Genomic DNA, 11,551 nt, shown 5'->3' on the forward strand with positions numbered 1-11,551 from the left:
ACTGTCAGGCCCGGCACCTGCCTCACGGTGCGGAGCTGGCGATGGCCAGCCGCGGGCGTGGCGCCGGTACGCCGGCTGCGGGTCGTCCCACGAGCCCTGGTAGGCATCGGAGAACGGCCGCAGGAAGGCAAGCGCCTTGCGCACGTCCTTGTCGGGGCGCAGGGCAAACGCATCGAACCCCACGCGGCGCATGAAGAAGAGCTGGTCGGGCAGGACGTCGCCGATGGCGCGCAGCTCGCCGCGATAGCCGTAGCGCGAGCGCAGCAGATAGGCGAGCGAATAACCGCGCCCGTCGGTGAATTTCGCAAAGTCCACCGCAACGAGCGCCAGGCGCTCGACCCAGGGCGCGATCCGGTCCGGCTCATCGCCGCCGCTCAGCCAGACGCCGACATCTCCGCGGCGCAGAAGCTCCTCGTGGCGTTCCAGCCAGAGCGCGAGCGGGACGAGGACGCGACCCGCAGGAACGTCCACCGCCCCTGAAGGTGCTCCGGGCGCCGGGCGCAGCACCTGCCAGTCGTCCGCCGCGATGGCGTCACCCCGGATGATTTCAGGCATCGGCCGCCACCTCCCGACCGGCCTCAACCGCCCTGCCGGGTGCGGCCGTACCGTACACGCCGGCCTTGAACGGCGCGATTCCCACCCGCTCCACCGTATCGATGAAACGCTCGCCCGCCTGCCGATGCGCGAGATAGACATCGATCAACCGGGCGACCACGTCCGGCATGTCCTGCGCCTTGAACGAAGGCCCGATCACCTTGCCGATCGCGCTGCGCGCACCGCTCGAGCGCGAGCCGTCGGCACCGCCGATCGACACCTGGTACCACTCCTCGCCGTCCTTGTCGACGCCCAAGATGCCGATGTGGCCGGCATGGTGGTGGCCGCAGGAATTCATGCACCCCGAGATGTTCAGGTTCAGCTCGCCGATGTCGTGCAGATAGTCCAGGTCTTCGAAGCGGCGCTGAATCGCCTCGGCGACGGGGATCGATCTCGCATTGGCGAGCGAGCAGAAGTCTCCGCCGGGGCAGGCGATGATATCGGTGAGCAGCCCCGGGTTCGGCGTGGCAAGTCCGGCCTCGCGAGCTTCCCGCCATAGCGCGTGAAGGTCACCGGAGCGCACGTCGGGCAGAATCAGGTTCTGTTCGTGCGAGACGCGGATCTCCCCGAAACCGAAGCGCTCGGACCAGTCGGCAACACGCTCCATCTGCTCCGCGGTCGCGTCGCCGGGCGGCACCCCGGTCTTTTTCAGGGACAGGACCACCGCGCGATAGCCCGGCACGCGGTGCGCGCGCACCGCTCGCTCTGCCCATCGCGCAAAGGCGCGATTCTCGCCAAGACGGCGGAGGTACTCCGTTTCGTGGTCCGCCCGCGGCAGGTAATCGGGAGCGAGGAAGAACGCGGACACGCGCGCCAGCTCCTGCTCGGTCAGCGTGCCCGGTCCATCCTTGATGAGCGCCCACTCGTCCTCGACCTGGCGCGCAAACTGCGTCGCGCCGATGGCCTTCACCAGGATCTTGATGCGGGCCTTGAAGAGGTTGTCGCGGCGTCCGTAGCGGTTGTAGACGCGCAGAATCGCCTCGACGTACGTCGTCATATGGCGCCACGGCAGGAACTCGCGAATGACCGCCCCGAGCATCGGCGTGCGCCCCATGCCGCCGCCCACCGACACCCGCATGCCGAGCTCGCCGTCGGGGGCGCGCCGCAGATACAGCCCGATATCGTGAAAGGCGGTCGCCGAGCGATCCTCCTCGGACGCGTTGATCGCGATCTTGAACTTGCGCGGCAGGAAGCTGAACTCCGGATGAAACGTGGACCACTGGCGCAGAATTTCGCAGAATGGCCGCGGGTCGGCGATCTCGTCGGGCGCCACGCCGGCGAACTCGTCGGTCGTGATGTTGCGCACGCAGTTGCCGCTGGTCTGGATGGCATGCATTTGCACCGCGGCCAGTTCGGCCAGGATGTCCGGAGTGTCCTCCAGCCGCGGCCAGTTGAACTGAAGGTTCTGCCGGGTGGAGAAGTGGCCGTAGCCGCGGTCGTAGCGGCGGGCGATGCCGGCCAGCGTGCGCATCTGATGCGCGGAAAGAACCCCGTAGGGAATCGCCACGCGCAGCATGGGCGCATGCTTCTGCAGGTAGAGCCCGTTCTGCAAACGCAGCGGGCGGAACTCGTCCTCGGTGAGTTCTCCCGCGAGGAAGCGCCTTACCTGATCCCGATACTGGGCCACGCGCTGCGCCACCAGCGCGCGATCGACCCGGTCGTACGCGTACATTGCTGTGCCCTGCCTGTGGGTCCGTCCGGAGCCTGACGCCCCGACACGGGCGCGCGACCGAGCGCGGTTCGCGCTCCGGGTATTCGGTGCCAGCGGATGTTAGCAATGGCACAATATTGCGGGAACGAATATTCAGTTAGATTCAAATAACATCTGCGCATTTGAAAGGGGGGTCACTTTCAGACCATGCGATTGCAACAGCTTCGATACATCCACGAAGTCGCCCGCAACAACCTCAACCTCTCGCAGGCGGCGGAGGTGCTCTACACCTCGCAGCCCGGCATCAGCAAGCAGATCAAGAGCCTGGAAGACGAGCTCGGCGTTCAGATCTTCGTGCGCCACGGCAAACGCGTGGTCGCGGTGACGGAGCCGGGAAAGGTCATCCTGCAGATCGCCGAGCGGGTGCTCCAGGACGTCGCCAGTCTCAAGCAGGCGAGCGAGGAGTTCACTCGCGAGGACGTGGGCAGCCTGACGATTGCCACCACCCACACCCAGGCGCGCTACGCGCTGCCGCCGGTGATCAAGAAGTTCCGCGAGCGCTATCCCCGGGTCAGGCTGTCCCTGCACCAGGGCAACCCGACGCAAATCTCGGAGCTGACGACCTCCGGTCAGGCCGATTTCGCGATCGCGACGGAGGCGATCGAGTACTACCAGGACCTGGTCATGCTGCCATGCTACGAATGGAACCGCTGCGTCCTGACGCCGCCGGGCCATCCGCTGCTCAAGGTGAAGAGACTCACGCTGGAGGAAATCGCCCGCTACCCGATCATCACCTACGACTTCGCGTTCACCGGACGATCGAAGATCAACGAAGCATTTTCCCGGCGCGGACTGACCCCCAACGTCGTGTTGACCGCAATCGACGCCGATGTCATCAAGACTTATGTCGAGCTGGGGCTCGGCATCGGGATCGTCGCGATGATGGCCTACGATCCGCGCCGAGACAGCGGGCTCAGAGCGCTCGACGCCAGCCACCTGTTCGAGTCGAGCACCACGCGCATCGGCATCCGCAAGAACGCCTATCTGCGCGGCTACATGTACGACTTCATCGAGATGTTCGCGCCGCACTTGACGCGAAAAGTGGTCGAGACCGCGATGCGCGCCAAGGCCTGACCGTTCAGCCGTCTCGCACCCTTTTGCTGAAGTCGGCGGGGCGAAATCCGAGCAGCCAAAGGGCGGCGAAGTAGCTGGCTGCGCCGGCGAACACCAGCATCGCCAGCCGCACCACCCGGTCCAGCGCACGCCCCTGCAGCCAGAGTTCGGCGTCCCCCATGGTCCAGGCGAGCACCGCCCCCATGACGCAGACGGCGGCTGCCACCTTGATCAGGAAGACCGGCCAGCCGGGCGCCGGCCGATAGACGGCGTGCTGGCGCAACTTCCAGAACAGCAACCCGGCGTTGAGCCATGCCGCGAGCGAGATCGACAACGCCAGCCCGGCGTGGCGCAACCACCAGATGAACGCCAGGTTCATCAGCTGCGTGGCCGCGAGCGTGATCAGCGCGATGCGGACCGGCGTGCGGATGTTCTGCCGGGCGTAGAATCCGGGCGCCAGCACTTTGACCAGAATCAGCGCCAGCAGACCGAGGCTGTAGGCGACCAGCGCCCGCTGGGTCATGAACACATCGTTTGCGCCGAATTCGCCGTGGCGGAACAACGTCGCGATCAGGGGGAGCGCCAGCACGGCCAGCGCGACCGCGCAGGGCGCGGCCAGCAGGAAGGTGAGCCGCAGGCCCCAGTCGAGCAGCGTCGAGTATTCCGCGGGGGTTCTCTCCGCGAAACTTCGCGACAGGCTCGGCAGCAAGATCGTGCCCAGCGCCACGCCCAGCAGCCCGGTGGGAAACTCCATCAAGCGGTCCGCGTAATAGAGCCAGGACACGCTGCCCGTGACGAGAAACGAGGCGAAGATGGTGTTGACCCACAGCGAGAGCTGGCTCACGGATACGCCGAGGACCGCTGGCGCCATGAGGGAAAGAATCTTGCGCAGGCCGGGGTCGTGCGGTGACCAGCGCGGCCGTGGCAGCATGCCGACCCTGAGCAGAAACGGCAGTTGGAATGCGAGCTGCAGGACGCCGCCGATAAAGACCGCCCAGGCGAGCGCCATGATGGGGGGGTGGAAGTACGGAGCCAGCCACAGGGCAAAGACGATGAAGGAGATATTGAGCAACGCCGGCGTGAGCGCGGGAACGGAGAACCGAGACCAGGTGTTGAGAATCCCTGCGGCGAGCGAAGTCAGCGAGATGAACAAAATGTAGGGAAAAGTGATGCGCAGCAGCTCGACGGTGACAGAAAACTTGTCCGGCGTGGCGGCAAAGCCCGGTGCGCTGAGATAAACGATCAGCGGCGCGGCCAGGACCCCGATCACGGAAACCGCGATCAGGGCGGCGCCGAGCACGGTAGCCACGCGGTCGACCAGCAGGCGCGTCTCGGTTTCGCCGCGGCTGTTGCGGTACTCGCCCAGCACCGGGACGAATGCTTGCGAGAACGCCCCCTCGGCAAACAATCGCCGCAGCAGATTGGGGAGCTTGAAGGCCACGAAGAAGGCATCGGTGTAAATCCCGGCGCCGAAGGCGCGGGCGATCACCATGTCGCGAACGAAGCCGAGCACCCGGGACACGAGGGTCAAGCTGCTGACCGTGGCGAGGGCTTTGAGCAGGTTCATTCTTGTCGAAAGGCAGGGCAGCCGATTCTAGCCCAGCGCGGCCGGTTGACCCGGCGCGCTCCGCTTCGCGGAAAGCGCGGAGAAAGCGGTTGCGTCGCGAGGCCCGGAACAGTACCATAGCGCGATTTTTTCGGAGCCTTAGGTTCGGAGGAAGTCCGCATGGCCAACATCGCATCGGCGAAAAAGCGAGCCCGCCAGGCGATCAAGCGTCGCGCCCACAACATGTCCCTGAGGAGCGAACTGCGCACGATGATCAAGAACGTGCGCAAGGCGATCGCCGGGGGCGACAAGACCAAAGCCGCGCAGGCGCTGCGGGCGGCGCAGTCGCGCATCGACTCGATCGCAGACAAGAAGATCGTTCACAAGAACGCGGCCGCCCGTTACAAGAGCCGGCTGGCCGCGGCGATCAAGGCCATGGCCTGAAGCCGCCCCCGGCAGTGGCAGGAACGACAAGAAGCCCGCGGAGTCCTCTGCGGGCTTTTTCTTTGGTGGGGCGGCGCCTGCTGTGCCCGGCGGGCTTGCTGGCATGAGTGACGCTTGGCCAACCCACACGATGTCTCCAGTGGCTCCCCCGGACCCTCTTTCGGCTCACGCCGCCCACAATACGGCCCGTTAGCGCTGCGCTGTCTATGGACAAGCCGGTCAGCAAGATCCTGGTGGTCAACGACGAGACGCTGGTCCTCAAGGAGTTCGTCAGGGGCCTGAACGCAGCCGCAAAGAGTCTGGACAACCCGCTTGGCATCACCTTTGTCGGCGTCACCACCGCACGCGAAGCGTTGTCCGCGATCGAAACCGACGGCGATCTCCAGGCGGTCATCGTCGATGACACGCTCTACACGCTGAAAAACGAAACCAACGGCAGCAGCCGGGTCCTGCAGATGTCTGCGCTGGAACTGGTTCAGAGGATCACGCGGCTGCGGCCCGAGCTGGACATCTACGTCCTGATCGCGCAGGACCAGGAGGATGAGGTGGTCGACGCGCTCTTCACCGAAGCCGTGGACGGTTATTTCTACCGCGGGGAGCGCGACTATCGGGGGATGTACCGCATCCTCAACGCACAGCTACAGGAGCGTTCGGCCACGCCGTTCTACGACGCGCTCAAGTCCTACGTGCTGATGGCGAAGGACGCCTGGCACACGCCCGGCCACTCTTCCGGCGACAGTCTGCGCGACAGTCCGTGGGTGTCGGACTTCTACGAATTCATGGGCGAGCACGTATTCGATGCCGATCTGTCGGTGTCGGTTCCGATGCTCGATTCGCTGATGGAGCCCACCGGCGTGATCGCGGAAGCACAGAAGCTCGCCGCGAAGGCCTTCGGCGCGCGGCGGACCTTCTTTGCGACCAACGGCACATCGACCGGCAACAAGGTCATCTTTCAGACGCTGCTCGCGCCGGGCGAGAAGTTGCTGCTCGACCGCAACTGCCATAAATCGGTTCACCACGGCGTGGTGCTCTCCGGCGCCCATCCGATTTACCTGGATTCTTCCGTCAATCGCAAGTTCGGGATCTTCGGCCCGGTGCCCAAGTCGACCATCTTCAAGGCGATCGAAGAGCATTCGGACGCAGAAGCGCTCATCCTGACCTCGTGCACCTACGACGGGCTACGCTACGATCTGCAGCCCATCATCGAGGCGGCCCACGCGAAGAAAATCAAGGTCATCATCGACGAAGCGTGGTACGGCTTCGCCCGCTTCCACCCCTTCTTCCGGCCCACTGCGCTGGAGGCGGGCGCCGACTACGCAACGCAATCCACCCACAAGGTCCTGTCCGCGTTCTCGCAGGCGTCGATGATCCACGTCAACGACCCGGACTTCAACGAGCACATCTTCCGCGAGAACTTCAACATGCACACCTCGACCAGCCCGCAGTACAGCATGATCGCGAGCCTGGACGTGGCACGCAAGCAGGCTTCGATGGAGGGCTTCAAGCTGCTCGGTCGCACGCTCGAGCTGGCGCAGGAGCTGCGTGCGCAGATCAACTCGAGCGGGGTTTTCCGTGTGCTGGAACTGGAAGACCTGCTTCCCGAGGAAGTCAAGGACGACGGCATCAAGCTGGACCCGACCAAGGTCACGGTCGACATCTCGGCCTGCGGCTACACGGTGGAGGAGCTGCAAAGAGAACTGTTCGATCGCTACAACATACAGGTCGAGAAGTCGACCTTCAACACGCTCTCGCTGCTGCTCACCATCGGCACGACGCGCTCCAAGGTCTCGCGCCTGTACGACGCCCTGATGCGCATCGCGCGCGAGGGGCGCGCGCAGCGCCGGCTCTACAAGTCGCCCGACATCCCGAGCTTCACCACGCTGCGCTATCTGCCGCGGGATGCGTTCTACTGCGGCGGAGAGCTGCAGCCGCTGGTCGACGAGCAGGACAAGCTCAACAAGGAATTGCAGGGCCGGGTGTCGGCCGACCAGATCGTGCCCTACCCCCCGGGCATTCCCGTGCTGGTGCCGGGTCAGCTGATCACCGAAGACATCGTCTACTACCTGGTTGGCCTGCTGCGCAGCCAGAAACGCGTCGAAATGCACGGCATCGTCTACGACGGCTACCTGCCCTGCGTGCGCGTTCTGACGGCGACCGAGGAAAGGAAGCTCAAGCGACTGAAGTAACCGGCCGCGCCAGGCGGCTCGCTGTCCCGCCAACCGGCTGCGGCGCTGCTACAATCATCCGCGACGCGTGCGAACACGGCGGCACCATGCCGCCGTGTGCGTTTTTGGCCGGTGGATAACGAGAGGAATCATGCAGCACCTGATGGACACCTATGCGCGGCAACCGGTGGCTTTCGTCCGGGGCGAGGGCGCCTGGCTATGGGATGCCGAAGGTCGGCGCTATCTGGACGGGCTGTGCGGTATCGCGGTGTCCGGTCTCGGTCACGCGCATCCGAGGTTCGTGCGGGCGCTGGCCGAGCAGGCGGGGCGCATCGTGCATGCATCGAATCTGTATCGCATTCCTGAACAGGAAGCGCTGGCGCAGAAGCTGTGCGCGATTTCGGGAATGGACGCCGCGTTCTTCTGCAACTCGGGCTGCGAGGCGAACGAGGCGGCGATCAAGCTGGCGCGGCTCTATGGCCACCAGCGCGCGATCGAGGTGCCCGCCGTGGTCGTGATGGAGAAGGCATTTCACGGGCGGAGCATCGCGACGTTGTCCGCAACCGGCAGCCGCAAGGTACAAGCCGGGTTCGAGCCGCTGCTGACCGGGTTCGTGCGGGTCCCCTTCGGCGACCACGCGGTGCTCGACCAGGTGGCGGCAAACAACCCCAGCATCGTGGCCGTGCTGGTGGAGCCGATTCAAGGCGAGGGGGGGGTCAACGTCCCGGACAAAGGCTACCTGGCCGCCCTGCGTGCTGCCTGCGATCGCCATGGATGGCTGCTCATGCTCGACGAAGTACAAAGCGGCATGGGGCGTACCGGCAAGTGGTTCGCCCATCAACACGCCGGGATCCAGGCGGACGTCATGACGCTGGCCAAGGGTCTGGGCAACGGATTTCCGATCGGCGCCTGCCTGGCGCGCGGCAAGGCGGCGAGCGTTTTCAAGCCCGGATCGCACGGTTCGACCTTTGGCGGCAACCCCCTCGCGTGCGTGGCGGCGCTGACCACCGTTTCGATCATCGAGGAGGAAGGGCTTCTGAGGCGGGCCGAGCATCTGGGTCGATGGATGCTGGAGGCGTTGCGCGAGTCGCTCCAGGACCTGCCGGCCGTGCGCGAAATCCGCGGCCAAGGACTCATGATCGGAATCGAGCTCGACCGGCCCTGCGGCGACCTGGTCAAGCAAGCGCTCGATCAGGGCCTGCTGATCAACGTCACGGCGGACACCGTCGTGCGCCTGCTCCCGCCGCTGACCATGACTGACGCCGAAGCACGACAACTGGTCGCCGGCGTGACCCGATCGATCCGGGCGCTGGTGTCGGCCGAGACGGCGGCGACTGGCTGAACATGCGCGCGATCAGGCACTTCCTGCAGCTCAAGGACTTTTCGCGCGGCGAGCTGGAGTATCTCTTTGAGCGCACGCGCTGGATCAAGGAGAAGTTCAAGCGCTATGAGCGTTACTGGCCGCTCGCCGACCGTACCCTGGTGATGATCTTCGAGAAGGCTTCGACGCGCACCCGGCTGTCGTTCGAGGCGGGCATGCAGCAACTCGGCGGCAGCGCGATCTATCTGAACACCCGTGACTCGCAACTCGGGCGCGGAGAGCCTGTGGAGGACGCGGCCGAGGTCATCTCGCGCATGAGCGATCTGGTGATGATCCGCACCTTCGAGCAGTCGATCATCGAGCGCTTCGCCGCCCACTCGCGCGTGCCGGTGATCAACGGGCTGACCAACCAATATCATCCCTGCCAGATCCTAGCGGACATCTATACATACATCGACCTGCGCGGCTCGATCGAGGGCAGGACCGTCGCGTGGATCGGCGACGCCAACAACGTCTGTCACACCTGGCTGCAGGCGGCCACGCTCTTCGGTTTCGCGCTGCACGTATCCACACCCCCCGGCTACGAAGTCCGGCCGGACCGGGCGGGGATCGTTGACGCGAGCCACCTGAAGACCTTCGCCGACCCTTACGAAGCCGCGCGCGGTGCCGACCTGGTCACCACCGACGTGTGGACCAGCATGGGCTTCGAGGCGGAAGATGCGGTACGCAAGAAGGCTTTCGAGCGCTGGCAGGTCAACGCGCAGATAATGAAGGCCGCCAAGTCCGACGCGCTCTTCATGCATTGCCTGCCCGCTCACCGCGGCGAGGAGGTGGCCGCCGAGGTCATCGACGGGCCGCAAAGCGTCGTGTGGGAGGAAGCGGAGAACCGGCTGCACACGCAGAAGGCGCTCATGGAATATCTGCTGCTGGGACGGGTCGAATAGGTACTCCGCGCCGGATTCGCCGCGGTTTTCTTCCATTCGCTGACGAGGAGTATCTCGATGTTTCGTACGCTGATGTCTTGCCTGTTGTTGGCCGTACTTTCGCTCGGCTTGCCGGCCCGGGCGCAGGAGCAAGTCGCCACCATTCGCGACCAGAACGGCTGCCAGATCTACAACCCCAACCCACAGCGCGAGGAAACGGTTCGCTGGAGCGGAGGCTGCGCGAACGGTTTTGCCGAGGGGGAAGGCGTCCTCGAGTGGTATGTGGGCGGGCGCCTGGAAGAACGCTACGAGGGCAGCATGCGCGCCGGCTGGGCCGAGGGAATCGGGACGTTTACCTCGCGCCAGGGCTTCCGCTACAAGGGCGAGTGGAAGCGCAGCCAGCAGGACGGCCAGGGTGTCTCTCAGAGTCCCGACGGCAGCGTCTATGACGGCCAGTGGCGCGCCGGCAAGCCGCACGGCTGGGGTATCTACCGGACACCCGATGGCCAGACCGTCGAGGGTGAATGGGAGAACGGTGAGATCAAGTCGGGATCGAGCTCGCGCCGGATCTAGCCGGGCACACCTTATTCAGACAACTGGGAGAACATGAGACCGATCAAGAAAGTCGTGCTGGCGTATTCCGGCGGCCTTGATACTTCGGTGATCCTGAAGTGGCTGCAGGACCGATACGGCTGTGAGGTCATCACCTTTACCGCCGACATCGGGCAGGGCGAGGAACTGGCGCCTGCCCGCAGGAAGGCACGCATGATGGGCGTGAAGCAGATCTTCATCGAGGACTTGCGCGAGGAGTTCGCGCGCGATTTCGTGTTCCCCATGTTCCGGGCCAATGCCGTGTACGAAGGCGAGTACCTGCTGGGTACCTCGATCGCCCGCCCCCTGATCGCCAAGCACCTGGTCGAAATCGCGCGCCGCACCGGCGCCGACGCTGTTGCCCACGGTGCGACCGGCAAGGGCAACGACCAGGTGCGCTTCGAGCTGGGCGCCTACGCGTTGATGCCCGACGTGCGCATCATCGCGCCGTGGCGCGAGTGGGACCTGCTGTCGCGCGAAAAGCTGTTGCAGTACGCCGAGCGGCATGGAATTCCGGTGGATTTCAAGAGAAAACGGGGCGCCGCGCCCTACTCCATGGACGCCAACCTGCTGCACATCTCGTACGAGGGCGGCGTCCTGGAAGATCCGGACTACGAGCCCGATGAGTCGATGTGGCGCATCACCGTCTCACCGCAGAAGGCACCCGACCGCCCGGAGTACGTCGAGCTCGAATACCGGCACGGCGACATCGTGGCCGTCAACGGCAAGAAACTGAGCCCGGCCCAGGCGCTTGCCACGCTCAACCGCATCGGCGGCAGGCACGGGGTGGGCCGCCTCGACATCGTGGAAAACCGCTACGTCGGCATGAAGTCCCGCGGGTGCTACGAAACTCCGGGCGGGACGATCATGCTGAAGGCGCATCGGGCGATCGAATCGATTACCCTGGACCGCGAGGTGCTGGCCCTGAAGGACGACCTGATGCCACGCTACGCCCGCATGATCTACAACGGCTACTGGTTCAGCCCGGAGCGCAGGCTGCTGCAGACCCTGATCGACGAGTCCCAGGCCCCGGTAAACGGCCGCGTGCGGCTGAAGCTCTACAAGGGCACGGTCTTGGTGACGGGACGCGAATCCCGGCGCGACAGCCTGTTCGATCCTCGGATCGCCACTTTCGACGACGACCGCGGGGCTTATGACCAGGCGGATGCGGCGGGATTCATCCGCCTGAACGCCTTGCGCATG

The 11,551-nt window shown here is 65.1% G+C and carries 9 protein-coding genes and 1 pseudogene; 7 read left to right on the top strand and 3 right to left on the bottom strand.

Annotation, left to right across the window (positions count from 1 at the left end; genetic code table 11):
* Positions 1-78 precede the first annotated feature (78 nt).
* A pseudogene (locus VNM24_00270) lies at positions 79-555 on the bottom strand (DUF934 domain-containing protein).
* Complete coding sequence (locus VNM24_00275) at positions 548-2,266, bottom strand: nitrite/sulfite reductase (protein ID HWQ37033.1); 1,719 nt, start codon at positions 2,264-2,266, stop codon at positions 548-550. Before VNM24_00275 ends, VNM24_00270 begins: the two are co-directional and overlap by 8 nt.
* 186 nt (positions 2,267-2,452) lie before the next feature.
* Here VNM24_00275 and cysB point away from each other — a divergent pair, with 186 nt between their 5' ends.
* Positions 2,453-3,379, top strand: a complete 927-nt coding sequence (gene cysB / locus VNM24_00280) for an HTH-type transcriptional regulator CysB (protein HWQ37034.1) — start codon at positions 2,453-2,455, stop codon at positions 3,377-3,379.
* Positions 3,380-3,383: 4 nt separating this feature from the next.
* Here cysB and murJ read toward each other — a convergent pair whose 3' ends face one another.
* Complete coding sequence (gene murJ / locus VNM24_00285) at positions 3,384-4,925, bottom strand: murein biosynthesis integral membrane protein MurJ (GenBank protein ID HWQ37035.1); 1,542 nt, start codon at positions 4,923-4,925, stop codon at positions 3,384-3,386.
* 159 nt (positions 4,926-5,084) lie between these two features.
* Here murJ and rpsT point away from each other — a divergent pair, with 159 nt between their 5' ends.
* The 6 genes from rpsT to VNM24_00315 all read left to right on the top strand — a co-directional run.
* Positions 5,085-5,348: a 30S ribosomal protein S20 gene (gene rpsT, locus VNM24_00290; GenBank protein ID HWQ37036.1), complete on the top strand. Its 264-nt coding sequence runs from the start codon at positions 5,085-5,087 to the stop codon at positions 5,346-5,348.
* Positions 5,349-5,554: 206 nt separating this feature from the next.
* Positions 5,555-7,534: an aminotransferase class I/II-fold pyridoxal phosphate-dependent enzyme gene (locus VNM24_00295; GenBank protein HWQ37037.1), complete on the top strand. Its 1,980-nt coding sequence runs from the start codon at positions 5,555-5,557 to the stop codon at positions 7,532-7,534.
* A 130-nt stretch (positions 7,535-7,664) separates the two neighbouring features.
* Positions 7,665-8,855 (top strand): aspartate aminotransferase family protein, encoded by a 1,191-nt coding sequence (locus VNM24_00300; protein ID HWQ37038.1) that lies wholly within the window; start codon positions 7,665-7,667, stop codon positions 8,853-8,855.
* Between the two features lie 2 nt (positions 8,856-8,857).
* Positions 8,858-9,778 carry an ornithine carbamoyltransferase gene (argF, locus tag VNM24_00305; GenBank protein ID HWQ37039.1) on the top strand — a complete coding sequence of 307 codons (921 nt, stop codon included), beginning with the start codon at positions 8,858-8,860 and terminating at the stop codon, positions 9,776-9,778.
* Between the two features lie 57 nt (positions 9,779-9,835).
* A complete protein-coding gene (locus VNM24_00310) occupies positions 9,836-10,330 on the top strand; it encodes a hypothetical protein (GenBank protein HWQ37040.1) in 495 nt (164 codons plus the stop codon).
* Between the two features lie 33 nt (positions 10,331-10,363).
* On the top strand, positions 10,364-11,551 hold a 1,188-nt coding region (locus VNM24_00315; GenBank protein HWQ37041.1), incomplete at its 3' end, for an argininosuccinate synthase.

The sequence above is a fragment of the Burkholderiales bacterium genome, assembly GCA_035560005.1.
Classification (GTDB): Bacteria; Pseudomonadota; Gammaproteobacteria; order Burkholderiales; family Eutrophovitaceae; genus DASRFY01.

Bases quoted from the DNA above. Each gene is read 5' to 3' on its own strand.
- VNM24_00275 (HWQ37033.1), bottom strand. From the start codon at position 2,266: ATGTACGCGTACGACCGGGTCGATCGCGCGCTGGTGGCGCAGCGCGTG.
- cysB (HWQ37034.1), top strand. From the start codon at position 2,453: ATGCGATTGCAACAGCTTCGATACATCCACGAAGTCGCCCGCAACAAC.
- murJ (HWQ37035.1), bottom strand. From the start codon at position 4,925: ATGAACCTGCTCAAAGCCCTCGCCACGGTCAGCAGCTTGACCCTCGTG.
- rpsT (HWQ37036.1), top strand. From the start codon at position 5,085: ATGGCCAACATCGCATCGGCGAAAAAGCGAGCCCGCCAGGCGATCAAG.
- VNM24_00295 (HWQ37037.1), top strand. From the start codon at position 5,555: ATGGACAAGCCGGTCAGCAAGATCCTGGTGGTCAACGACGAGACGCTG.
- VNM24_00300 (HWQ37038.1), top strand. From the start codon at position 7,665: ATGCAGCACCTGATGGACACCTATGCGCGGCAACCGGTGGCTTTCGTC.
- argF (HWQ37039.1), top strand. From the start codon at position 8,858: ATGCGCGCGATCAGGCACTTCCTGCAGCTCAAGGACTTTTCGCGCGGC.
- VNM24_00310 (HWQ37040.1), top strand. From the start codon at position 9,836: ATGTTTCGTACGCTGATGTCTTGCCTGTTGTTGGCCGTACTTTCGCTC.